Genomic DNA, 24311 nt, shown 5'->3' on the forward strand with positions numbered 1-24311 from the left:
GCCTCCGTTTGGCCGCCTGCTGCCGCCTGCGCTATACTTTCCGGCTCGATTCAGCCTAGGGAGTCACCATGCAGGATCTCAATCCGTTCGGTAGCCGCCTCCGTCTCCGCGACGGGATCGAATACTTCAGCCTTGAAGCCTTGGAGCGGGCCGGTCTCGGTTTCGTGTCGCAGTTGCCCTTTAGCATCAAGGTGCTGCTGGAGAGCGTGCTGCGCAACTGCGACGGCCGCCTGATCCGGGAGCAGGACGTGGCCGCCCTGGCCGGCTGGCAGCCGCAGGGACGCAACGAGGCCGAGATCCCCTTCATGCCGGCGCGGGTGCTGCTGCAGGACTTCACCGGTGTTCCCGCGCTGGTGGACCTGGCGGCGATGCGCTCCGCCATGGCGCGTTTCGGCAAGGACCCGGCCCGGGTGGAGCCGCTGATTCCCGCAGAGCTGGTGGTGGACCATTCGATCCAGGTGGACTACTACGCTTCCCCTGACGCCTTGGAAAAGAACATGAAACTGGAGTTCCAGCGCAACCTGGAACGCTACCAGTTCCTCAAGTGGGGGCAGCAGGCGTTCGAATCCTTCAAGGTGATTCCCCCGGGCGTTGGTATCGTCCACCAGGTCAATCTGGAATATCTGGCCCGCGGCGTCTTCCTGCAGGACGGTCTCGCCTATCCCGACAGCCTGGTGGGGACCGACTCCCATACCACCATGATCAACGGCCTGGGGATCGTCGGCTGGGGCGTGGGCGGCATCGAGGCCGAAGCCGGGATGCTGGGGCAGCCGCTGTACATGCTGCCGCCGGAAGTGATCGGCTTCGAGCTGACCGGCCAGTTGCCGGAAGGGGCCACCGCCACCGATCTGGTCCTCAGGGTGACCGGAATGCTGCGCCGCCACGGGGTGGTGGGCAAGTTCGTCGAATTCTACGGCAGCGGCTTGTCGTCCATCAGTGTCCCCGACCGCACCACGGTGGCCAACATGGCGCCGGAGTACGGGGCTACCATCGGTTTCTTCCCCATCGATGCGGCGGTGATCGACTTCCTGCGCGCCACCGGTCGCCCTGAGGAACAGGTGGCCCTGGTGGAAGATTACTGCAAAGCCCAAGGGTTGTTCCGCACCGACGTCACGGTGGCGCCGCGGTTCACCGAAACCCTGAGCCTGGATCTGGCCACTGTCGAGCCCAGCCTCGCCGGCCCGCGCCGGCCCCAGGACCGGGTCACCGTGGCCGATCTCAAGGCGTCGTTCGAAAAGGCCCTGACCGCACCGGTGGTGGAGGGCGGTTTCGGCGTGCCCGAGGGCGAAAAGGATGCCCGCATAGCGGTGACCGTCGACGGGCGCGAAGGCGAGCTGGGTCACGGTTCGGTGGTGATCGCCGCCATCACCAGTTGCACCAACACCAGCAATCCCTCGGTGATGCTGGGGGCGGGGCTGCTGGCCAAGAAGGCCGTCGAACGCGGGCTGGTCCCGCCGGCCACGGTCAAGACCAGTCTGGCGCCGGGCTCGCGGGTGGTGACCGAATACCTGAAGGACAGCGGTCTGCAACCCTATCTGGACCAGCTCGGCTTCTACACCGTCGGCTACGGCTGCACCACCTGCATCGGCAACAGCGGCCCGCTGCCGGAGCCGGTGGCCAAGGCGATCCGCGACGGCAGGCTGGTGGCGGCCGCGGTGCTGTCGGGCAACCGCAATTTCGAGGGCCGGGTCCATCCCCTGACCCGGGCCAACTACCTGGCTTCGCCGCCGCTGGTGGTGGCCTACGCCCTGGCCGGCACCATCGACATCGACCTGACCACCGAGCCCCTGGGGAACGACCGTGACGGCAAGCCGGTCTATCTGCGCGACATCTGGCCCAGCAGGGCGGAACTGGCCGAGGTGCTGCGCCGCGCGTTGGATCCGGACAAGTTCCACCAGGTCTACGAACGCCTGGACGCGTTCAATCCCGACTGGAACGTCATCGAAGTGCCGGCCTCGGTCCTCTACGACTGGCCGCCGGAATCAACTTACATCCAGGAGCCGCCCTTCTTCAAGGACATGCCCCCGGCGCCGCCGCCGGTCGAGCCCATCGAGGCGGCGCGGGTGCTGGTGCTGCTGGGGGATTCGGTGACCACCGACCATATCTCCCCGGCCGGGGTGATTCCCGAAGGGCCGGCGGCGGAATACCTGCGATCCAGGGGCGTCCGCCCTGAGGACTTCAACACTTTCGGCGCCCGCCGCGGCAACCACGAGGTGATGATGCGCGGCACCTTCGCCAACGTGCGCCTGCGCAATCTGCTGGTGCCGGGCAAGGAGGGCGGTATCACCCTCCATCTGCCCGACGGCGAGGAAATGTGGATCTTCGACGCCGCCATGCGCTATCGCCAGGAAGGGGTGCCGCTGATCGTCATCGCCGGCAAGGATTACGGCATGGGCAGCTCCCGCGACTGGGCCGCCAAAGGCCCCAAGTTGCTGGGGGTGCGGGCGGTGATCGCCGAGAGCTTCGAGCGCATCCACCGCAGCAACTTGGTGGGGATGGGCATCCTGCCGCTGACCTTCAAGCCGGGCCAGAACCGGGAAACCCTGGGTCTGAGCGGGCGGGAGCGCTACACCATTCCGGTTGACGACGCCAGCCTGCAGGCGGGCGGCGAACTGGAGGTGACCGCCACTGCCGATGACGGCGGCCGTGTCACTTTCCCGGTGGACGTGCGCCTGAACAGCGCCGCAGAGGTGGAGTACTACCGCAACGGCGGCATCCTTCACACCGTGCTGCGCGGAATGTTGAAGCGTACCTGATGGGGCAGGGAGGCCGTTTCCCCGCAGCCTCAAGCATGTGAAAGATCGCAGCCATGAGCGTCCCGGCCTTCGATGTCGAAGCCTTTCTCGCCACCCTGACCACCTGTCCGGGCGTCTATCGGATGCTCGATGCCGAAGGACGGCCGCTGTACATCGGCAAGGCCGCCAATCTCAAAAACCGGGTTTCCAGCTACTTCCGCGGCACCCCTGCGCCCAAACAGCGGGCCATGCTCGCCAAGCTGGCACGGATCGAAGTCACCGTCACCCGCACCGAGGGGGAGGCGCTGCTGCTCGAGCACCAGCTGGTCAAGCGCCACCGCCCCCGCTACAACATCTGCCTCAAGGACGACAAGAGCTACCCCTACATCTACGTCGCCACCGAACACCCGTTCCCGCGGGTGACCTTCCACCGCGGCGCCCACAAGCGTCCGGGTCGTTACTTCGGCCCTTATCCCAGCGCTTCGGCGGTGCGCCAGACCCTGAAACTGCTGCAGCGGGCGTTTCCGGTGCGCCAGTGCGAGGACAGCTATTACGCCCACCGCAGCCGCCCCTGCCTGCAGTATCAGATCAAACGCTGCACCGCTCCCTGCGTCGGCCGGGTGGATCGGGAAACCTATCACCGCGACGTGGAGGACACCCTGCGTTTCCTTGAGGGCGACGGGCAGGTGGTGGTGGACGACCTGGTGCGGCGCATGGAGGCGGCCGCGGCGGCACTGGATTTCGAGCGGGCCGCCCGTTACCGCGATCAGATCGCCGCCCTGCGGGAGATTCTGGAAACCCAGGTGGTGGCCGGCCCCGGCGGCGATCTGGACGTGATCGCCTGTCACATCGAGGCGGGTGTCGCCTGCGTCCAGGTGGCCTGGATCCGTGGCGGCCGCCATCTGGGGGACAAGGCCTACTTTCCCAGCGGGAGCGGGGACCACGATCCGGCCCGGATACTGGCCGCCTTCCTGGGACAGTATTATCTCGACAAGCCGGTGCCGGCGGAGATCCTCCTCAGTCACGAACCGGAAGACGCCGAGCTGCTGCGGGCCATGCTCAGCGACCAGGCCGGGCGTCAGGTGCGCTGGGTTACTGCCCCCCGGGGGCGGCGCCGTGACTGGCTGGAAATGACCCGGGCCAATGCCGGGATCGCCCTGCGCCAGCGCCTGGCGTTGCGGGCCGGCCAGCGGCAGCGCCGCGAAGCCCTGCAGGCATTGCTGGGTTTGGAAGCGCTCCCGGCGCGGATCGAGTGTTTCGACATCAGCCACCTCCAGGGGCAGCAGACGGTGGCTTCCTGCGTGGTCTTCGACGCCGAGGGCCCGGTCAAGTCCGCCTATCGCCGTTTCAACATCGAAGGGATCGCCCCCGGCGACGATTACGCCGCCCTGGCCCAGGCGGTACGGCGCCGGTTTCAGCGCCTGCAGCGGGAGGGCAACCACCTGCCGGATCTGCTGCTGATCGACGGCGGCAAGGGGCAGGTGCAGGCGGTGTTGCCGGTGCTGGAAGAACTGGGGGTGGGGGATCTGCCGGTGGTCGGGGTGGCCAAGGGCCCTGCGCGCCGCGATGGCGACGAGGACCTGTACCTGGCCTGGAGCGGGCGCTGGCTCCATCCGGGAGAACACCATCCGGGTCTGCTGCTGATCCGGCAAATACGTGACGAGGCCCACCGTTTCGCCGTCGGTGGCCACCGCCAGCGCCGCGGCAGAGCCAAGCGCACCTCGCCCCTGGAGGCCATCGCCGGACTGGGCCCCCGGCGCCGCCAGCGTCTGTTGCAGCAGTTCGGCGGCCTGCAGGCGATCAAGAAGGCCAGTGTCGAGGCCCTGGCTTCAGTGGAGGGTATCAGCCCGACCCTGGCGCGCCGCATTTACGAAACCTTCCATTCACCGGAAACCTGACATGCCCCGATTCAATCTCGCCACCTGGCTGACCTTGCTGCGCATCGCCCTGATTCCGGTGCTGGTGGTTTGCTTCTATCTGCCGTGGCCGGGAATGCGGGTGCTGGCCGCCTTCATGTTCGTGGTCGCTGCGGTAACCGACTGGCTCGACGGTTGGCTGGCCCGCCGGCTGGGCCAGACCACCCGCTTCGGTGCCTTTCTCGATCCGGTGGCCGACAAGCTGATGGTGGCCTCGGCCCTGGTGCTGCTGGTGCAGTACGATCCGGAGCCGGGGATGGCGATCGCCGCGGTCATCATCATCGGCCGTGAGATCACCATCGCCTCGCTGCGGGAATGGATGGCGGAGATCGGTCAGCGCGGTGTGGTGGAGGTGTCCTGGCTCGGCAAGCTCAAGACCACGCTGCAGATGGTGGCGATCACTCTGCTGCTGTTCGGCATCGAATGGTGGCATGCGGTGCTGTGGCCGCTGGGGCTGGCGGGTTTGTACCTGGCGGCGGTCATGACCCTGTGGTCGATGATCAACTATCTGCGGGCGGCCTGGCCGGCATTGATGCAGGGTCGCTGACTGCGGCGTCAAAATGATAGAATGAGCGAATTTCCCGAGCTTTCTCTGCTCCATTCTAAATTGCAGGACATGCCGCTATGCCCAATCGCTATCAGACCGAAAATCTGCGCATCCGTGAGATCAAGGAGGTGATTCCGCCCGTTCAGGTGCACGAGGAATTGCCGATCACGGAAACCGCCGCCCGCACCGTGTTCGAAGCCCGCAGGGCGATCCACGATATTCTCAGCGGTGACGACGACCGTCTGCTGGTGGTCATCGGTCCTTGTTCCATCCACGATCCCGATGCGGCCCGCGAATACGCCAGCCGCCTGGTGAAGTGGCGGGAATCCCTCGCCGACGAGCTGATGGTGGTGATGCGGGTCTATTTCGAAAAGCCCCGCACGCGGGTTGGCTGGAAGGGACTGATCAACGACCCGGATCTGGACGAAAGCTTCAACATCAACAAGGGCCTCAGGATCGGCCGCCGGCTGCTACTGGATGTCAACGAGCTGGGGCTGCCGGCGGCGACCGAGTTTCTGGATCTCATCACCCCGCAGTATCTGGCCGACCTGATCTCCTGGGGGGCGATCGGCGCCCGCACCACCGAAAGCCAGGTCCACCGGGAACTGGCCTCGGGGCTGTCGTGTCCGGTCGGCTTCAAGAACGCCACCGACGGCACCGTCCAGGTGGCGGTGGACGCCATCGCCTCCGCCAGTCGGCCGCACCATTTCCTGTCCCTGACCAAGGAGGGCCGTTCGGCGATCTTCTCCACCACCGGCAACGAGGACTGCCACCTGATCCTGCGCGGCGGCAGGCATCCCAACTACGACGCCGAAAGCGTCAACCAGGCCGCCGAATCCCTGGAACAGGCGGGCCTGCCGCCCAAGCTGATGATCGATTTCAGCCACGGCAACAGCCTCAAACAGTACAAACGCCAGCTGCGGGTGTGCGACGACGTCGCCGGCCAGATCGCCGCCGGGGACGACCGCATCATCGGGGTGATGGTGGAGAGCAACCTCAAGGAAGGCCGTCAGGACCTCAAGCCCGGCATCCCGCTGGAATACGGCAAGAGCATCACCGACGCCTGCATCGGCTGGGAGGATACCGAGCACGTGTTGCAGAAGCTGGCGGAAGCCGTGCGGGAACGGCGGGGTAACGGCAAATGAGCGCCATGGTGGAAATTTTCGTCAACGGCGAGAGTCGCCGGGTCGCGGCCGGCAGCTCGGTGGCGGATCTGGTGGCCGAACTGGGGCTTGCCGGTCAGCGGATCGCGGTCGAGCGAAACGGCCGCATCGTCCCCCGCGACCGTTACGGGGAAGAAAGCCTGGCCGCCGGCGACCGCGTCGAGATCGTCCGCGCCATCGGCGGCGGTCAGGGCGGGGACGATCCCTTGGTGATCGCCGGCCGGACCTACCGATCGCGCCTGCTGGTGGGCACCGGCAAGTACAGGGATCTGGCCGAAACCAAGGCGGCGATCGAGGCCAGCGGCGCCGAGATCGTCACCGTCGCCATCCGCCGCACCAACATCGGCCAGCATGCCGACGAACCCAACCTGCTCGATGTGATTCCGCCGGAAAAGTACACTATCCTTCCCAATACCGCCGGCTGCTACACGGTGGCGGATGCCGTCCGCACCTGTCAGCTGGCGCGGGAGCTGCTCGGCGGTCACAGGCTGGTGAAACTGGAAGTGCTGGGCGACGAGAAGACGCTTTATCCGGACGTGATCGCCACCCTGGAGGCGGCCAAGATTCTGGTGGACGATGGCTTCGAGGTCATGGTCTACACCAACGACGATCCGGTGATGGCGAAAAAGCTCGAGGACGTGGGCTGCATCGCGGTGATGCCGCTGGCGGCCCCCATCGGTTCCGGCCTCGGCATCCGCAATCCTTACAACATCCGCACCATCGTCGAAAACGCCTCGGTGCCGATCCTGGTGGACGCCGGGGTGGGGACCGCCTCCGATGCGGCGGTGGCGATGGAATTGGGCTGCGATGGGGTGCTGATGAACACCGCCATCGCCGAGGCTAAAAATCCAGTGTTGATGGCCGAGGCCATGAAGTTGGGCGTCGAGGCCGGCCGCAAGGCCTATCTGGCCGGACGGATGCCGCGGCGCCGCTATGCCTCGGCTTCCTCGCCCCTGGACGGAACCTTCTTCTAAAGTATGCCGATGAAATCTTCCCGACAATTGTTCGAACGCGCCCGCCAGGTGATTCCCGGCGGGGTCAATTCCCCGGTGCGGGCCTTCAAGGGTGTGGGCGGCACGCCGCCGTTCATCGAACGGGCCAAGGGGCCGTTCGTGTACGACGTGGAGGGACGGCGTTACATCGATTACGTCGGATCCTGGGGACCGATGATCTTGGGACACGCCCATCCGGAAGTGCTCGCGGCGGTCCAGGCGGCGGTGGAAAAGGGCCTGAGCTTCGGTGCTCCCACCGAGATCGAGGTGCGCATGGCCGAGCTGCTGTGCCGCTTGGTGCCGTCGCTGGAAATGGTGCGGATGGTCAATTCCGGCACCGAGGCCACCATGAGCGCCATCCGCCTGGCCCGCGGCTACACCGGGTGCGACAAGCTGGTGAAGTTCGAGGGCTGTTATCACGGCCACGCTGACGCCCTGCTGGTCAAGGCCGGCTCCGGCGCCCTGACCTGCGGGGTGCCCAGTTCCCCCGGGGTTCCGGCCAGCGTCGCCGAACACACCCTGACCCTGCCGTACAACGACAGCGACGCGGTGCGGGAACTGTTCGAGCGCCAGGGCGGGGAGATCGCCTGCGTCATCGTCGAGCCGGTGGCCGGCAACATGAACTGCGTCCCCCCAAGACCCGGTTTTCTCCAGACCCTGCGGGAAGTGTGCGACCGCCACGGGGCGGTGCTGATCTTCGACGAGGTTATGACCGGTTTCCGCGTCGCCCTGGGCGGGGCCCAGCAGCGTTTCGGCATCACCCCGGACCTGACCTGTCTGGGAAAGGTCATCGGCGGCGGCATGCCCGTGGGGGCCTTCGGTGGCAGGCGGGAAATCATGGAACGGCTGGCCCCGGTCGGGCCGGTGTATCAGGCCGGCACCCTTTCGGGCAATCCGGTGGCCATGGCCGCAGGTCTCAGGACCCTGGAGCTGGTGTCCGAAACCGGCTTCTTCGAGCGTCTGGAGGAGAAGACCGAGTCCTTGTGCGCCGGCCTGCGCCAGCGCGCCGAAGCGGCTGGAGTGGCGTTGCGGACCAACTGCGTCGGCGGCATGTTCGGCCTGTTCTTCACCGAGGCGGACGAGGTGGCCGATTTTGCTGCGGTGATGGCCTGCGACCAAGAACGCTTCAAACGCTTTTTCCACGGTATGTTGGAGGAAGGGGTGTATCTGGCGCCATCGGCGTTCGAGGCCGGTTTCGTCTCCGCCGCCCACGACGACGACGCCATCACCGCCACGCTGGCCGCGGCCGAACGGGTGCTGCGCCGCCTCTAGGCCGTCAGGCCCGTTTCATCGCTTCGAAGAATTCCGCGTTGGTCTTGGTCTTGCGCAGGCGGTCGAGGAGGAATTCGATGGCGGCGATCTCGTCCATCGGTTGCAGGATCTTGCGCAGGATCCAGGCTTTTTGCAGTTCGTCCTGAGGCACCAGGAACTCCTCGCGGCGGGTACCGGAGCGGTTGATGTTGATGGCCGGGTAGATGCGCTTTTCGGCGATCTTGCGTTCCAGGTGCAGTTCCATGTTGCCGGTACCCTTGAATTCTTCGTAGATGACGTCGTCCATGCGCGAGCCGGTTTCCACCAGCGCGGTGGCGATGATGGTCAGGCTGCCGCCTTCCTCGATGTTGCGGGCGGCGCCGAAGAAGCGTTTGGGCTTTTCCAGGGCGTTGGCGTCCACACCGCCGGTCAGCAGTTTACCGGAGGAGGGCACCACGGTGTTGTAGGCCCGCGCCAGGCGGGTGATGGAATCGAGCAGAATGACCACGTCGCGCTTGTGCTCCACCAGGCGTTTGGCCTTCTCGATCACCATCTCCGCCACCTGGACGTGACGGGCCGGCGGTTCGTCGAAGGTGCTCGACACCACTTCGCCGCGGACGCTGCGCGTCATCTCCGTCACTTCCTCAGGACGCTCGTCGATCAGCAGCACGATCAGATAGCATTCCGGGTTCTTGATGGCGATGGAGTGGGCGATATTCTGCAAGATCATGGTCTTGCCCGCCTTCGGCGGCGAGACGATCAGGCCGCGCTGCCCCTTGCCGATGGGGGCGACCAGGTCGATGACCCGGGCGGTCAGGTCCTCGGTGCTGCCGTTGCCGATCTCGAGCACGAAGCGTTCCTGGGGGAACAGCGGCGTCAGGTTGGAGAAGTCCACCTTGTGCTTGGCGTTCTCCGGCGGCTCGAAGTTGATCTTCTCCACCTTGAGCATGGCGAAATAGCGTTCGCCTTCCTTCGGCGGGCGGATCTTGCCGGAGACGGTGTCGCCGGTGCGCAGGCTGAAGCGGCGGATCTGACTGGGGGAGATGTAGATGTCATCCGGTCCCGCCAGGTAGGAGGCGTCGGGCGAGCGCAGGAAGCCGAAGCCGTCCTGAAGGATCTCCAGAACCCCTTCGCTGTAGATGTCTTCGCCGTTTTTGGCGACCTTCTTGAGAATGGCGAAGATCAGATCCTGCTTGCGGCTGCGGGAAACGCCTTCGATTCCGAGGGACTCGGCGATTTCCAGCAACTCGGCCGCGGATTTGCGTTTCAGTTCGGTAAGATTCATAGTCGGATTTCGGGTTGGATGTTATGAAGATTTGGTCCGCCGGGAGGCGGAAAGGAAGAGAACGGGGACGGCGGGAGGGAGGCCCGCTCTCCGAAAGAGGGCGGGCGTGCCTGAGAGTTAGAGGTTCTGTTCCAGGAAAGCCTCCAGCTGAGACTTGGCCAGGGCCCCCACCTTGGTGGCCTCCACTTCACCGTCTTTGAACAGCATCAGGGTCGGGATGCCGCGAACCCCGTAATGCTGCGGAGTCTTGGGGCTCTCGTCGATGTTCAGTTTGGCGACTTTCAGACGCCCCTGATATTCCTCGGCGATCTGATCCAGAATGGGGGCGATCATCTTGCAGGGGCCGCACCATTCCGCCCAGAAGTCCACCAGCACCGGCAATTTGGATTTCAGCACTTCTTCTTCGAAATTATCGTCGGTTACATGAACGATTGCGTCACTCACGCGGGTCACCACATGGGCAGTTTCAGGAAGTTGAATCGGGAAGGCTCCGGCAGGCTCCGATTCGCCGGACATTTCAGCTTAATCGCCGCTGAATTTCAAGTGTTTCCGCCGTCAGGGCCGGGTGGGAGCAGACATTGTAAGTCTTCCACCGCCGGAAAGCCATCGATGCGGCGCCCAGGCTGGCTGCTGTCCGGGCGGCTGATGGCGATCTGGCGGGCGATGCCGAATCGCCGGGACGCTTCGAGCACCGGGAGGCTGTCGTCGATCATGAGCGTCCGTTCCCGCGGAAACGGGTGCTCGCGATGCAATGCCTGCCAGAACGCCTGGGATTCCTTGGGATACCCGTAGCGATGGCTGCAAACGATCTGGTCGAAGAAGCGCTGCAGGCAGGTGCGTTCCAGCTTCAGCGCCAGGGCTTGGGGATGGGCGTTGGTCACCAGCCACAGGCGCTTGCCGGCGTTTCTAACGGCGCTGAGGAAATCGTCGACGTGGGGCAGGGTCCGGATCAGAGCGGCGATTTCCGCCTTCAGACCGGGCAGGTCGAGGCGAAGTTCCCGGCTCCAGTAATCCAGGCAGTACCATTCCAGTTTACCCTTCAGAGCCTCGAAGCGGGGCATCAGTTCGGCCTTGGCCTGGGCGACCGTCAGGCCATGTTTCTTGGCATAGCGGGCGGGAACGAATTCGAGCCAGAAGTGATTGTCGAAGTTGAGATCCAGCAGCGTGCCGTCCATGTCCATGAGGACGAGGTCGATCTCCTGCCAGGACAAGGCGGACCGGTTCGTTTGCGGGGAGGCAGTCATAGTAGAATATTGCATTTGTTCAACCAAGGTAAGGACCGATGCAAAACCTGCCATTGGCGCGCCTGCTGACGCCAGTTATCGATACCGCACGCCGGGCCGGGCAGCGGATCATGAAAATCTACGAATCGGATTTCAACATCGAGTTCAAAGACGATCGGTCCCCGCTCACCGCCGCCGACACCGCCGCCCACCGCTGTATCGTCGATTCCCTGTCCCGGCTGGAGCCGGCGTTTCCCATTCTTTCCGAGGAAGCCAGCGACCTCCCCTATGAGGAGCGCTGCCAGTGGCGCACCTACTGGCTGGTGGATCCCCTCGACGGCACCAAGGAATTCATCCACCGCAACGGTCAGTTTACCGTCAACATCGCTCTGGTTCACGATCACGAGCCGGTGCTCGGGGTGGTTTACGTCCCGGCGGAGGGGACGCTCTATTACGGCGCCGAGGGCCAGGGAGCTTTCAAGCAAGTCGACGATGGGTCGCTGCACCCGATCCGGGTGCGGAAGCCGGCGTCGGAGAAGTTGGTCATCGTCGGCAGCCGTTCCCACCAGACGCCGGAATTCGCCGAATATCTCCGCCGTCTCGACGGCGACTACGAACTGATCTCGATCGGCAGCTCTCTCAAATTCTGCCTGGTGGCCGAGGGCAGGGCCGATCTCTATCCGCGCCTGGGGCCCACCTCCGAGTGGGATACCGCCGCCGCCCATTGCGTGGTGGTGCAGGCCGGAGGGTTCGTCGTGGATCTGAGCGGCAAGCCGCTGCGCTATAACACCAAGGCGTCGGTGCTCAATCCCTATTTTCTGGTCTACGGCGACGATTCCCGTGACTGGCTGCGTTATCTCCCAGACTCTCTGTAAGGTTTTGAGGAAAAATTGATCTGGCTCAAAATTCGAGTTCGGTGGTGACCGTAGAATTCCCTTGCCTTTTATAACGTTTTGCAAGAGGAGGAGAATTCATGGCGATCATCACCTGGACCGCTGAGCAGTTTGGCACCAACGTCGGTATCGCCGACCAGCAGCATCAGCAGATCTTCGATTTGCTCAACAGTCTGGACGACGCGGTCAAGGCCGGTGACCGGGATGCCACCGGCAAATATCTGGATGAATTGATCAATGTGGTGGTTGAGCATTTCAAAACCGAGGAAGATCTGATGCAGCAGCACGGCTATCCGGATTACGCCGCCCATAAGGAGGCTCACGACAAACTGGTAGCCACCTGCGCCGATCTGCAGAAGAAATTCCATGCCGGCGAAGCGGACGTGACGTCGGACGTGACGGCCTTCGTCAAGGACTGGCTGACTGCCCACATTCCCAATATCGACAAACCCTATGGTCCGTTCCTGAACGAAAAAGGCGTCAATTAAAGCGCGCGGCCTCCACACTGAGCGGGTAATCTATTTGGAAATCGCAGGCGTGTTCACGATGGTGGGCACGCCTTTTGTTTGTGTTCGAACTGCAGGTGTTCGATCCGGGCCGGTTGGCCCAGCCTGAGGGCCAGTTCCGTCAGAAACACGTCCATGGCGCCGTGATACGCGATGAGACAGCAGGCCAAGAAGCGGAACAGAGGGTGGTAGATGCGGCCGATTTCGGTGATCGTCACGGTGGTGGTGCCGTCGGCGTTGGCTGCCAATTCGTAGATCCAGTGGCCGCTGAGTGGCAGTTGTGGCAGGTCGATCCGGGTTTCCAGCCGGAAAGGCGGTTTCATCGAGACGACCCGGAAGGGCACCCGGACGTGGGTGCTGCAGATCTCCGTCCAGCGTGGCAGGCCGTCTTCCCCGGTCGTGACCTCCACCCGCTGCAGCCCTAGGCGCCATTCCGGATAGCGCTCGAAATCGGTCAGAATCCGCCAGATTTCCTCCGGGTTGGTGTGCAGGCGGACGCGGCTGGCGGCGACGTGGGTCCGAGGCAGGCGGCTGCCGATGATGAACGCGAGCGCCAGCAGCAGCGCCAGGGACAGAAACAGGGCGAGCAACAGCTCCATGGCTTTAGGGCGCCGGTGCCTGATCCCGCCAGTTCCGGTAGGGATTCTGGGCCAGACAGGTGTTGTAGTAGCGCGGGTCTTCGGTCACTTCGCGGCCGATCCAGGGCGGTTTGACGAAGGATTCATGGGGATCGTTCAGTTCGATCTCGGCCACCACCAGCCCGGCGTTGTCCCCTTCGAAGACGTCGATTTCCCACAGATGCCCTTGGTGTTCCACGAAATAGCGGGTCTTTTCGATCAGGGGGCGCCGGCACAGGGTGTCCAGCATCTCCTCGGCGTCCTGCCAGGGAATCTCGTACTCGTATTCGTGACGCCGGGCGCCGATGGTGACGCTTTTGATGTTGAGCCAGCCGCGCCCGTCGGCGCTGCGGACCCGCACCGAGCAGTCTTCGGCCCGGTTCAGATAGCCTTGGCGGATACGGCTCCGGCGTGACGCCAGGGCGCGCCAGCGGTCGTCCCGCACCAGAAACTTGCGCTCGATCTCCAGCGCCATCTCAGTCGGCGAGGGCCTTGTGGCTGCCGTCGCACAGAGGGGGATTGTTGGTGTGCTTGCAGGCGCAGAAATAGACGGTACCGCTTTTGTCCGCGGTCCAGGCCAGGGGGGTGAATCCGGTTCCCTTGTGGGAGCCGTCGCAGAAGGGCTGATTCTTGCTGCGGCCGCAGCTGCACCAGTAATAGGTCTTGCCGGCCTCGACCTCGACGGGAATGGGGGACTTTTGCGCCACGACCGGTTCGTTCATGAAAGCACCTCCTGGTTGAAGATTTTCAGGGCATTATTATGGTAAGGCCGATGAGGCCCGAAAGCCATAGCAGCTTCCCGGGAGAGTATGTCAAGTGCTTTTGTGCCGTAGCAATCCGCGGTCGTCGATGACCCGATTGCGGCCCTGGCGCTTGGCTTCGTAAAGGGCCTGGTCGGCGCGCTCGATGAGGCTGTCGATGGTGTCGTTCTCTTCAAGGCCTGCAAGCCCGATGGAGAGGGTGACCTGGCCGATGGGTTCCTCGTTGTCACGCCGTTTCAGGCGGCTTTTGGCCAGGGTTTCGCGGATCTGCTCGGCAAGGTGGAGCGCTCGCATACGGTCGAAGCCATACAGCAGGATGGCCATCTCCTCGCCGCCGTAGCGGGCGGCGATCTGGTCCGGGGGCAAGTGCTGCCTGATGACCTGGGCGGTGAAGCGCAGGACCTTGTCGCCGGTCAGATGGCCGTAGCGGTCGTTGATCTTTTTGAAGTGATCCAGGTCCAAGAGCAGCAGAAAGCTGGTGCCGACCTGGGCGTCGGCGAGCAGCTGCTGGATCTTCATGTCGAAGGCCCGGCGATTCAGCAGTCCGGTGAGGGCGTCGGTGAAGGCGGCTTCCTTCATCATTTCCAGTTCGGCCCGCAGCTGGTGGATCTCCTGGTTGGTGGCCTGCAGGTTGCTGCGCAGTTCACTGCCGGCGGCGGCCAGGTTACGGGTTTCCTGGATCACGGTCTGGAGGATTTCGGCGATTTGCGCCGGCTCCTGTTGCTGCAGCAGGGCAGCCTGCCGCTCCAGCGTGGTGGCCGAGTGGCTCGCTTGGGTTTCGGTCTTTTCCACTTCCGACAGGGTGTCGCTCACTAGATGCTGGAGTGAGTCGCCGACTTTCTCGAAGCGGCGGGCGGCCTCGTCGAGGATATATTCCTTGTAGAAACGGATGCACAGCTCCGGCGTCAGAGGCTGACGGGTCTGCTGAAGCCGGTCGATGGCTTCGCGCAGAGGGCGGTTGTTGCCGGCGACGTAGTCGTAGCCTATGGCATAATTGACCGGGTTGACCGGCAGCCGGTGCTTGCTCAGCAAGGGCAGGGCCAGACGGAGATATTCGGCCGCCTGATCGGGGGTTTCGTGATAGCGGGGGATGAAGGAGATGCGGTCTTCAGCCATAGGAGGTTTTGTCAGGCCATTTTTTGTTGTTACTGACCGATTGTTAATTGTAGCTTCTTTTTGATTGATTTTATGGATTTTGACGAACTGCAGCTTCAGCTGGAACGCTGCCAGAGCCGGGACCGCCATCGACTGGTGCGCCAGTTGCGGCGCCTGAAGGATTTGGACCCGGCGCGGCTGGAACGATTGCGGCGGGCGCTGGAGGACTCCGTCGCCGTCACCGAGGCCCGCCGGGCCCGCATCCCGGCGCTGAAGTACCCTGAGCTGCCGGTGGCCGCCAGGAAGGAGGATATCGCCGCCGCCCTACGGGAAAATCAGGTCGTGGTGGTCTGTGGCGAGACCGGCTCGGGCAAGACCACCCAGCTGCCCAAGATCTGTCTCGAGATCGGCCGCGGCGCCTGCGGCATGATCGGCCATACCCAGCCGCGCCGCATCGCCGCCCGCAGCGTCGCCGCCCGCATCGCCGCCGAGCTCAAGACCCCGCTGGGAGAGCTGGTGGGTTACAAGGTACGCTTTTCCGATCACACCCGGCCGGAGACCCTGGTCAAGCTGATGACCGACGGCATCCTGCTGGCGGAGACCCAAAGCGACCGCTATCTGACCCAGTACGACACCCTCATCATCGACGAAGCCCACGAGCGCAGCCTCAATATCGACTTCCTCCTCGGCTATCTCAAGTGGCTGCTGCCGCAGCGGCCCGATCTCAAGCTCATCGTCACCTCCGCCACCATCGACCCCCAGCGTTTTTCCGAGCACTTCGGCGGGGCGCCGATCATCGAAGTGTCCGGGCGTAGCTATCCGGTCGAAGTCCGTTACCGCCCCCTGGCAGGCGAAGGGGAAAGCAGCGACCAGGACCTGATCCAGGCCGTTCTCGCCGGTGTCGACGAATTGGCGGCCGAGCGGCTGGCCGACATTCTGGTGTTCCTCACCGGCGAGCGCGACATCCGCGATGCTGCCGAGGCCCTGCGCAAGCACCACCCGGAAAAGTACGAGATCCTGCCCCTGTACGCCCGTCTCAGCGCCCGCGAGCAGCAGAAAGTGTTCCAGAGCGGCGGGCGGCCCCGGATCGTACTGGCCACCAACGTGGCGGAAACCTCCCTGACGGTGCCCGGCATCCGCGCCGTCATCGATTCAGGGCTGGCGCGCATCAGCCGCTACAGCCCCCGCAGCAAGCTCCAGCGCCTGCCCATCGAGCCCATTTCCCAGGCCTCGGCCCGGCAGCGGGCCGGGCGCTGCGGGCGTATCGCGCCCGGGGTGTGCCTGCGGCTGTATTCCGAAGAGGACTTCCTCAGCCGTCCGGCCTTCACCGATCCGGAAATCCGCCGCACCAACCTGGCGGCGGTGATTCTGCAGATGAAGGCCCTGCGTTTGGGCGACATCGAAACCTTCCCCTTCATCGACCCGCCCGATCCCAAGCAGATCCGTGCCGGCATCAAATTGCTGCAGGAGCTCCAGGCCCTGGATGGAAAGGGGGCGCTGACCGCCATCGGCCGTCAGCTCATCAAGTTCCCCATCGACCCGCGGCTGGCGCGGATGCTGGTGGCGGCCCGGGAGGAAAACTGCCTGACCGAGCTGACCGTCATCGCCGCCGCCCTCAGCATCCAGGACCCGCGCGAGCGTCCCGCCGACCAGGCCCAGGCCGCCGACGAGAAGCACGCCCTGTGGCGCGACGAGAAATCCGATTTCCTCAGTTTTCTCAAGCTGTGGAACCTGTACCAGGCGCAGCGCCGCCACCTCTCCAACACCCAGCTGCGCAAGTGGTGCAAGGCCCATTTTCTCTCCTATCTGCGCATGCGCGAGTGGCTCGACCTCCACGGCCAGCTGCTGGAGATCGTCAAGGGGGAGCTGGGCTGGCGCCCCAACCAGCAGCCGGCCGAGTACGACGCCATCCACCGCGCCATCCTCACGGGATTGTTGTCCCAGATCGGCTTCCGCCGTGACAAGTACGAATACGAGGGGGTGCGGGGACTGAAATTCTTCATCTTCCCCGGCTCCGGCCTGTTCCAGACCCGTCCCCGTTGGCTGGTGTCGGCCGAGCAGGTGGAGACCAGCAAGGTGTACGCCCGCATCAATGCCCAGGTGGAGCCGGCTTGGATCGAGCAGTGCGCCGGCCATCTGCTCAAGCGCCACCATTACGATCCCCACTGGGAGCGCAAGGCCCGCCGGGTGGCGGCCTTCGAGCGCGTCACCCTGTTCGGCCTCACCCTGGTGGAACGGCGCAAGGTGGCCTACGAGAAGATCGATCCCGAAAAGGCGCGGGAGATCTTCATCGCCCAGGCCCTGGTGCAGCAGGATTACGATTGCAAGCTCGACTTCTTCCGCCACAACCGGGCCCTGCTGCGGGAACTGGAACTGCTCCAGCACAAGGCCCGCCAGGGGGATCTGCTGCTGGACGAGCGCTGGCTCTACGACTTCTACGACCGCCAGATTCCGGCACGTCTAGCCAATGCCGACGATTTCGAACGCTGGTACCGGCGCGAGGCGCGCCGCCGTCCCGATCTCCTCAAGCTCGACCGCGACGAGGTGATCCGCCAGCTCGACGGCGCCGATCAGGGCGATTTTCCCGATCACTGGGAAGACGGCGACCTGCGTCTGGCGCTGCGCTACCGCTTCGAACCGGGGCACGAGGCCGACGGCGTCAGCGTCCTGGTGCCGGTGGCGGTGCTGCCCCAGCTCGATGCGCGGCCGTTCGCCTGGCTGGTGCCGGGGCTGCTGGAGGAAAAGGTCGTCTTTATCTTGAAGGGTCTGCCCCGCAGCCTCCGCCGCCGGCTGGTGCCGATCCCCGACACCGCCTGGCGGGTCTGCCAGGAACTGCGGGGCGGGGGCGGGGATTTCTGGGCCGAGCTGTCGCGGGCGCTGCTGCGGGTCACAGGCGTCGAGGTCGGCGCCGATGTCCTCAAGGCGGTGGAATTGCCCGAGCACCTGCAGATGAACTTCCAGATCCTTGGCGAGCGCGGCCGGCTGCTGGCCCAGGGCCGGGATCTGGAGCGGCTCAAGACCAAGCTGGCGCTGTCGGCGAGAGAAACCTTCGCCCGCAGCGATGCCGGCGATCTGACCCGCATCGGCCTGAAACGCTGGGACTTCGGCCCGCTGCCCCGGTCCTACAAGATGAAACAGAAGGGCCAGCTGGTGATCGGTTTCCCGGCGCTGGTGGACGAGGGCGACAGCTGCGCCGTGCGCCTGTTCCCCACCTCGGGTGAGGCCGGCCGGGCCCACCGGCGCGGCCTGATCCGCATGCTCCAGTTCCAGCTCGGCAGTGATTTCCGCCGTCTCAAAAAGCAGCTACCCTTCAGCACCGCCGACGAGATCGCCTACGCCCGCCTGCCTGCCCATCCCTGGCGCGATGCCGGTCCCCGGCGCCCGCTGCTGGACGAGGTGGCCGACCGGGTGATCGAGGAAGTGTTCCTAGGCGACGATTCCGACATCCGCGACGCCGATGCCCTGGCAGCCTGTCTGACCGCCCACCGTAGCCGGCTGTTCGAAACCGCCCAGCGCCTGGGGACGCTGGTGCGCGACATCCTGCAGGGACTGCAGGCTTGTCGCCGCCGCCGCAGCGAACTGAAGCATCTGGACAAGTCCCCCAGCGGCGCCGACATCGACCAGCAGCTGATCCTGCTGGGCTACCAGGGCTTCGTCGCCCGCATCCCGCTGGCGCAGCTGCAACATCTGCTGCGCTATCTCAAGGCCTTGCAATACCGCCTCGACAAGGCAGAATACGAGCTGGCCAAAGACGAGGCGCGGGTGGCGAAGATCCGCTTCTTCTGGAATGCCTACTGGCGCCAGGTCGAGGCCGGCGCCATCGAAGACCCGGATGCCGACCCGTTCCGCTGGAGCCTGGAGGAGTTCCGGGTATCGCTGTTCGCCCAGCAGATCAAGACCGCCTACCCGGTGTCGGAAAAGCGTCTGGCCAAGGCCTGGGCCGAGTATCAGGCCGCATGAACGATACCTTCGGAGGAGTTTCCCATGCATATCGGCACCCCCCTGACCGCCAGCGCCACCAAGGTCATGCTGTTGGGATGCGGCGAGCTGGGCAAGGAGATCGCGATCTGCTGCCAGCGTTTGGGCGTGGAGGTGATCGCCGTGGACCGCTACGAGCACGCCCCGGCCCATCAGGTGGCCCATTCGGCTCACGTCATCGACATGACCGATCCGCTCCAGCTCGAGGCCCTGGTGGCACGGGAGAAACCTCAATGGATCGTGCCGGAGATCGAGGCTCTGGCCACCGACGCCCTGGCGTGGATCGAGGAACAAGGGCTTGCCACGGTGGTGCCCTGCGCCCGGGCGGTGCAGCTGACCATGGACCGCGAGGGCATCCGCCGCCTGGCGGCCGAGGAACTGGGGCTGCCCACCTCCCGTTACGCTTTCGCGGCTTCCCGGGAGGAACTGGAGGCGGCGGTGAAGGGTGTGGGACTGCCCTGTTTCGTCAAGCCCACCATGTCTTCCTCCGGCAAGGGACAGTCGTATCTCACCGCCCCGGAGCAGATCCCCGCCGCCTGGGACAAGGCAAAAAGCGGCGGGCGGGTGGACCGGGGACGGGTGATCGTCGAGCGCCGGATCGATTTCGACTTCGAGATCACCCTGCTGACGGTGCGGGCGCTGGATGAAAACGGCCGGCCGCAGATCCAGTTCTGCCAGCCCATCGGTCACCGTCAGGAACAGGGCGATTACGTGGAAAGCTGGCAGCCCCACCCCATGTCGGCCCGGGCGCTGGAAGCGGCGCAAGCTATCGCCGGCAAGGTGGTCGAGGCCCTAGGCGGGTTGGGGCTGTTCGGGGTGGAGCTGTTCGTCAAAGGCGATCAGGTCTGGTTCAGCGAAGTCAGCCCCAGGCCCCACGACACCGGCATGGTGACCATGGCGAGTCAGCTGCAAAGCGAGTTCGAACTGCACCTGCGCGCTTTTTTGGGCCTGCCGGTGGACACCGCGCTGCGACGGCCCGGTGCCAGCGCGGTGATCTACGGCGGTGTGGAAGGGGCCGGGCCGGTATTCCAGGGGATCGAAAGAGCCCTGGCGGTGCCGGAATCGCGGCTGCGCCTGTTCGGCAAGCCGATCGCCTATCCGCGCCGGCGCATGGGGGTGGCGCTGGCGGCGGCCGAAACCGTCGAAGCGGCCCGGCAGCGGGCCCGGCGCTGTGCCGCCGCGGTGCAGCCGGAATTGGGCTAAACTGAAACGGGGACGAACAACGGGGTGAAAGCGTTCGATGTGGCGGCGACTGGGATGGTTTCTGTGGCTGACGGGCTGGGTGCCGCTGGCGGGGGCGGACGTCTATAAATACGTCGATGCCAACGGCCAGGTGTATTACGCCGACGAGCGCAAGCACCCCGGCTATCGTCTCATTATCCGCACCCCCAGGCCCCGCCAGGCGTTTGGCGGCAGGATTCTGTCCCGGCGCCGCAGCCGTTTCGCCCCCCTCATCGAACAGGTGGCCAAAAAATACGCTCTCGATCCCCGCCTGCTGCACGCGGTGATCCGGGCCGAGTCGGCCTACGATCCCAGGGCGGTTTCCCCCAAGGGGGCGATCGGGCTGATGCAGCTGCTGCCCCAGACCGCCCGCCGCTACGGTATCGACGATCCCCGCGATCCCAAGGCCAATCTCGAGGCGGGCGCCCGTTATCTGCGGGATTTGCTGCGCCGCTTCAAGGATGTCAGACTGGCGGTGGCGGCCTACAACGCCGGGGAGGCGGCGGTGGAGAAATACGGCAATCGCATCCCGCCCTACCGGGAAACCCGCCGCTACGTGGCGCGGGTCATGCAATTTTATGGGTCCTGACATGCCACAACCCCTCTCTCCTGCACGACTGCTGGAAGATAACCGGGAATTGCCTTCCCTGCCGGACGTGGTCGTCCGGCTTCAGGCCGCCATCGACGATCCGACCTCGACCGCCGACACCTTGGCCGGGATCATCGCCGGCGATCCGGCTTTGACCGCCCGGCTGCTGAAGCTGGCCAACAGTCCGCTTTACGGTTTCAGCGGTCGCATCGACACCATCACCCGGGCGGTAACCTTGGTGGGACTGGAGTCCATCTATCATCTGGCCCTGGCGACCACCGCGGTCAGCGTCTTCCGGGGCATTCCCGCCCATCTGATCGACATGGACGAATTCTGGGTTCAGAGTACCTATTGCGGCGTGGTCGCCCGCCTGCTGGCCCGGGCTGCCGGCGTGCTGCATCCGGAGCGTCTGTTCGTCGTCGGGCTGCTGCACGGGATCGGCAGTTTGGTCCTGTATGTCAAGTTGCCGGACCCATCCAGGGAAGTACTGCTCGCCAGTCAGGGGCGGCGGGAGCTGATTCCGCTGCTGGAAAAGGATCTGCTCGGCTTCACCTATGCCGACGTCGGTGGCGAGATCGCCCGCCGCTGGAAACTGCCGCCCTGGCTGCAGACCGCCATCGCCTGGCAGCTCAATCCGGAGCAGGCGGACGATTTCAGGATGGAAACCGGGATTCTCTACCTCGCCAACCGCCTCACGGGGGTCTTGGTCCACGGCGATGCCATCGAGGACATTTTGGTGGAGGTTCCCGCCGCCGTCAGGGATCTGGTCCCGGTGACGGAGGGCCAGGTGTTGGAGGTGATGGCCGAAGTGACCCGCGAATTCACCGAGGTCGCCGCCGTGCTGCTGTCGGTATGATGAATCGCTTGGGTGTCTTGGTGGGTGGCTGGCTGCTGGCCGTCGCCGCCCTTGCAGGACTGCCGGAAACCGTCGTCCGCGTCAAGCCTGCGGTCGTCGCCGTCGGTACCTACCAACGTACCCGGGCGCCGGCGGCGGTGTTCCGGGGGACGGGATTCGCGGTCGTCGACGGCCTGCACCTGCTCACCAACGCCCACGTGCTGCCGGAGAAGCTGGCGGCCGACAAGGGCGAGATTCTGGCGGTCTTCTTCAAGGCCGAAGGCCGCGACCGCCTGCGCCGGGCCGAAGTGGTGGCGGTGGACAGGCCGCACGACGTCGCCCTGCTGCGGATCGGTGGCAAACCGCTCCCGACGCTCTCTCTGGGAGATTCCGAGCGGGTGCGGGAAGGGGCGCTGTACGCTTTTACCGGCTATCCCATCGGCATGGTGCTGGGCCTGTATCCGGTGACCCACCGGGGTATCGTCTCCAGCATCACCCCCATCGCCATTCCCGTCCCCCGCGCCGGTTTCCTCGACCCCAAGCTGCTGCGCCGCCTCAACCGGCCCTACCGGGTTTTCCAGCTCGACGCCACCGCCTATCCCGGCAACAGCGGCAGCCCCCTGTACGACCCGGAAACCGGCGCGGTGGTCGGCATCATCAACAAAGTGTTCGTCAAGGAGAGCAAGGAGAACCTGCTCAGCAAGCCTAGCGGGATCAGTTACGCGATCCCGATCCGTTACGCTGAGCGGCTGCTGCGGCAGGTGGGGTTGCGGTAGATCGTGGAAATTCGCCATGCCATATAGCCGGTTTGCATAGTCAAACGTTAGTTATATGAATATATATTTTTTTAATAAGCGAGCGGATTACGCTACAATCCCGGGCAACTCAAGCGACACCAACCGGAAAAAACAGCATGACACTCGCCATTCTGCTCTCGCTGCTGATCGGGATCACCCTCGGACTGCTGGGGGGCGGGGGATCGATCCTGACCGTTCCTATCCTGGTCTATGCCCTGCACGTGGAGGCCAAGGAAGCCATCGCCACCTCGCTGCTGGTGGTGGGGGTGACCAGCTTCGTGGCCATGCTTCAGCACGCCCGCCGCGGTTCGGTCAGCTGGCGGGTGGGATTGGTGTTCGGGTTGGCGGGGATGGCCGGCGCCTATCTGGGTGGCTGGATGGCACGTTTCATTCCCTCGCCCTTGCTGTTGCTCTTCTTCGCCCTCATCATGTTCGCCACTGCCTGGGCGATGCTGCGCAACGGCCACAAAGCCGAACAGCCGCGCAATCCCGGCGATTGCCTCGACTGTATCCCGCTGGGAGAGGTAATTCTGCACGGTCTGGTGGTCGGGGCGGTGACCGGTCTGGTGGGCGCGGGCGGCGGCTTTTTGGTGGTGCCGGCCCTGACCCTGCTGGGGGGATTGCCCATGCACCTGGCCATCGGTACCTCGCTGCTGGTGATCGCGATGAAATCGGCCGCCGGTTTCCTGGGATACCTGACTCACGTCAGCGTGGACTACAAGCTGGCTTCGGTGGTGGCCGGTTCCGCCGTGGCCGGATCTTTTCTCGGCAGCTGGCTGGCCCACCGCATCCATGCCCGTCATCTGCGCAAAGGGTTCGCTTGGTTCGTCATCGCTATGGCCTGTTACATTCTCTACCGGGAGCGCCTGAAGATTTTGCCGTCCCTGCAGGATCTGTGGGAGCATTTTCAGGTTCTCGCCGCACCGCTGTTTTCCTGAAACGTCATCGATCAAAGGAGATCTGCCATGACTTCACCGACCGTTCAACCGTTTTTCCATGATCAGTCCGATACCTTCAGCTACGTAGTGAGCTGCCCGGAGACCCGGCAGTGCGCGATCATCGACGCCTGCCTGGATTTCGCCTACAACGCCGGGCGGGTCAGCACCCAAAGCGCCGACGAGATCATCGCCTATGTCAAGGACAACGGCCTGACGGTGCAATGGATTCTGGAAACCCATGCCCACGCCGACCATCTGAGCGCGGCCGCCTACCTGAAAGGCAAACTGGGCGGGAAGATCGCCATCGGCGAGCACGTCAAGGAGGTGCAACGGTTCTTCAAGGGATTGTATGACGTTGACGACGTTTCCGGGGACGGGCGCGAGTTCGACCGGCTGTTCGCCGATGGCGACACTTTCCGGATCGGCAACGTGCCGGTACGGGTGATGCACACGCCGGGACACACGCCCGCCTGCATCACCTACGTGGTCAACGAGGAATGCGCCTTCGTAGGGGACACCGTGTTCATGCCCGACTACGGCACCGCCCGTTGCGATTTCCCCAACGGCAGTTCGCGGCAGCTGTACCGTTCCATCCGCGACAAGATCCTGGCGTTGCCGGAGGACACCAAACTCTACATGTGCCACGACTATCGTCCCAACGCGCCGGGTCCGCGTTACGTCACCACAGTGAAGGAGGAGCGCGAACGCAACCCCCTGGTACACGACGGCACCACCGAGGACCAGTTCGTCAGGATCCGCGACGGCATCGACCGGGTGCTGCCGGCGCCGCAGTACATCCTGCCGTCGCTGCAGGTCAACATCCGCGCCGGACACATGCCGCCGCCGGAGGCGGGTGGCAAGCGTTACCTGAAGCTGCCGCTCAACATCCTGGGCAGCGACAACATCGATTTGGATTTCTAAAGCGGCTTGTTTTTTCGCGATTCGCCGCCAAATAGGGATTCGAAGCTG

At 64.6% G+C, this 24311-nt stretch carries 22 protein-coding genes; 15 read left to right on the forward strand and 7 right to left on the reverse strand.

Going from position 1 to position 24311, the window contains the following annotated elements:
• The first annotated feature begins 68 nt into the window (after positions 1-68).
• The 6 genes from acnA to hemL all read left to right on the forward strand — a co-directional run bounded on the left by acnA (position 69) and on the right by hemL (position 8625).
• Positions 69-2756 carry an aconitate hydratase AcnA gene (gene acnA, locus MIN45_RS09120; RefSeq protein ID WP_286291695.1) on the forward strand — a complete coding sequence of 896 codons (2688 nt, stop codon included), beginning with the start codon at positions 69-71 and terminating at the stop codon, positions 2754-2756.
• A 53-nt stretch (positions 2757-2809) separates the two neighbouring features.
• The gene (gene uvrC, locus MIN45_RS09125; RefSeq protein ID WP_286291696.1) at positions 2810-4633 is read left to right on the forward strand and encodes an excinuclease ABC subunit UvrC; all 1824 of its coding nucleotides are present in this window, start codon (positions 2810-2812) and stop codon (positions 4631-4633) included.
• Between the two features lies 1 nt (position 4634).
• On the forward strand, positions 4635-5198 hold the full coding sequence (pgsA, locus tag MIN45_RS09130) for a CDP-diacylglycerol--glycerol-3-phosphate 3-phosphatidyltransferase (protein WP_286291697.1): 564 nt from the start codon (positions 4635-4637) through the stop codon (positions 5196-5198).
• A 77-nt stretch (positions 5199-5275) separates the two neighbouring features.
• Complete coding sequence (gene aroG / locus MIN45_RS09135) at positions 5276-6343, forward strand: 3-deoxy-7-phosphoheptulonate synthase AroG (RefSeq protein ID WP_286291698.1); 1068 nt, start codon at positions 5276-5278, stop codon at positions 6341-6343.
• A gap of 8 nt (positions 6344-6351) precedes the next feature.
• Positions 6352-7335: a sulfur carrier protein ThiS gene (thiS, locus tag MIN45_RS09140; protein WP_286294156.1), complete on the forward strand. Its 984-nt coding sequence runs from the start codon at positions 6352-6354 to the stop codon at positions 7333-7335.
• Between the two features lie 9 nt (positions 7336-7344).
• Positions 7345-8625, forward strand: coding sequence for a glutamate-1-semialdehyde 2,1-aminomutase (hemL, locus tag MIN45_RS09145; protein ID WP_286291700.1), 1281 nt, complete (start codon positions 7345-7347; stop codon positions 8623-8625).
• Positions 8626-8629: 4 nt separating this feature from the next.
• On the opposite strand, the gene rho is transcribed toward hemL, so the two are convergent.
• The 3 genes from rho to yrfG all read right to left on the reverse strand — a co-directional run bounded on the left by rho (position 8630) and on the right by yrfG (position 11100).
• Positions 8630-9889 (reverse strand): transcription termination factor Rho, encoded by a 1260-nt coding sequence (rho, locus tag MIN45_RS09150; protein WP_286291702.1) that lies wholly within the window; start codon positions 9887-9889, stop codon positions 8630-8632.
• A 117-nt stretch (positions 9890-10006) separates the two neighbouring features.
• Positions 10007-10333 carry a thioredoxin TrxA gene (gene trxA / locus MIN45_RS09155; protein WP_286291703.1) on the reverse strand — a complete coding sequence of 109 codons (327 nt, stop codon included), beginning with the start codon at positions 10331-10333 and terminating at the stop codon, positions 10007-10009.
• Between the two features lie 95 nt (positions 10334-10428).
• A complete protein-coding gene (yrfG, locus tag MIN45_RS09160; protein ID WP_286291704.1) occupies positions 10429-11100 on the reverse strand; it encodes a GMP/IMP nucleotidase in 672 nt (223 codons plus the stop codon).
• A 71-nt stretch (positions 11101-11171) separates the two neighbouring features.
• Here yrfG and cysQ point away from each other — a divergent pair, with 71 nt between their 5' ends.
• Positions 11172-11987 carry a 3'(2'),5'-bisphosphate nucleotidase CysQ gene (cysQ, locus tag MIN45_RS09165; RefSeq protein ID WP_286291706.1) on the forward strand — a complete coding sequence of 272 codons (816 nt, stop codon included), beginning with the start codon at positions 11172-11174 and terminating at the stop codon, positions 11985-11987.
• A gap of 98 nt (positions 11988-12085) precedes the next feature.
• Entirely contained in the window at positions 12086-12493 is a 408-nt protein-coding gene (locus MIN45_RS09170) for a bacteriohemerythrin (RefSeq protein ID WP_286291708.1), read from the forward strand.
• 53 nt (positions 12494-12546) lie between these two features.
• On the opposite strand, the gene MIN45_RS09175 is transcribed toward MIN45_RS09170, so the two are convergent.
• The 4 genes from MIN45_RS09175 to MIN45_RS09190 all read right to left on the reverse strand — a co-directional run bounded on the left by MIN45_RS09175 (position 12547) and on the right by MIN45_RS09190 (position 15005).
• Complete coding sequence (locus MIN45_RS09175) at positions 12547-13110, reverse strand: SRPBCC family protein (RefSeq protein WP_286291709.1); 564 nt, start codon at positions 13108-13110, stop codon at positions 12547-12549.
• Positions 13111-13114: 4 nt separating this feature from the next.
• Complete coding sequence (locus MIN45_RS09180) at positions 13115-13603, reverse strand: CYTH domain-containing protein (protein WP_286291710.1); 489 nt, start codon at positions 13601-13603, stop codon at positions 13115-13117.
• Position 13604: 1 nt separating this feature from the next.
• On the reverse strand, positions 13605-13850 hold the full coding sequence (locus MIN45_RS09185) for a CDGSH iron-sulfur domain-containing protein (RefSeq protein ID WP_286291712.1): 246 nt from the start codon (positions 13848-13850) through the stop codon (positions 13605-13607).
• Between the two features lie 90 nt (positions 13851-13940).
• Positions 13941-15005, reverse strand: coding sequence for a GGDEF domain-containing protein (locus tag MIN45_RS09190; RefSeq protein WP_286291713.1), 1065 nt, complete (start codon positions 15003-15005; stop codon positions 13941-13943).
• A 72-nt stretch (positions 15006-15077) separates the two neighbouring features.
• On the opposite strand from MIN45_RS09190, the gene hrpA reads away from it, so the two are divergent.
• The 7 genes from hrpA (at position 15078) to MIN45_RS09225 (ending at position 24263) form a co-directional block, all read left to right on the forward strand.
• A complete protein-coding gene (hrpA, locus tag MIN45_RS09195; protein WP_286291714.1) occupies positions 15078-18944 on the forward strand; it encodes an ATP-dependent RNA helicase HrpA in 3867 nt (1288 codons plus the stop codon).
• Positions 18945-18968: 24 nt separating this feature from the next.
• Entirely contained in the window at positions 18969-20165 is a 1197-nt protein-coding gene (gene purT, locus MIN45_RS09200; RefSeq protein WP_286291715.1) for a formate-dependent phosphoribosylglycinamide formyltransferase, read from the forward strand.
• A 37-nt stretch (positions 20166-20202) separates the two neighbouring features.
• On the forward strand, positions 20203-20772 hold the full coding sequence (locus tag MIN45_RS09205) for a transglycosylase SLT domain-containing protein (RefSeq protein WP_286291717.1): 570 nt from the start codon (positions 20203-20205) through the stop codon (positions 20770-20772).
• Position 20773: 1 nt separating this feature from the next.
• Positions 20774-21628, forward strand: coding sequence for an HDOD domain-containing protein (locus MIN45_RS09210; protein ID WP_286291719.1), 855 nt, complete (start codon positions 20774-20776; stop codon positions 21626-21628).
• Positions 21625-22383 (forward strand): S1 family peptidase, encoded by a 759-nt coding sequence (locus MIN45_RS09215; protein ID WP_286291720.1) that lies wholly within the window; start codon positions 21625-21627, stop codon positions 22381-22383. Before MIN45_RS09210 ends, MIN45_RS09215 begins: the two co-directional genes overlap by 4 nt.
• Positions 22384-22520: 137 nt before the next feature.
• A complete protein-coding gene (locus tag MIN45_RS09220; RefSeq protein ID WP_286291721.1) occupies positions 22521-23342 on the forward strand; it encodes a sulfite exporter TauE/SafE family protein in 822 nt (273 codons plus the stop codon).
• Positions 23343-23369: 27 nt separating this feature from the next.
• Positions 23370-24263 (forward strand): MBL fold metallo-hydrolase, encoded by an 894-nt coding sequence (locus MIN45_RS09225; RefSeq protein WP_286291723.1) that lies wholly within the window; start codon positions 23370-23372, stop codon positions 24261-24263.
• The last annotated feature ends 48 nt before the right edge of the window (positions 24264-24311 follow it).

It is taken from the genome of Methylomarinovum tepidoasis, from assembly GCF_030294985.1.
In the GTDB taxonomy this organism is placed as follows: Bacteria; Pseudomonadota; Gammaproteobacteria; order Methylococcales; family Methylothermaceae; genus Methylohalobius; species Methylohalobius tepidoasis.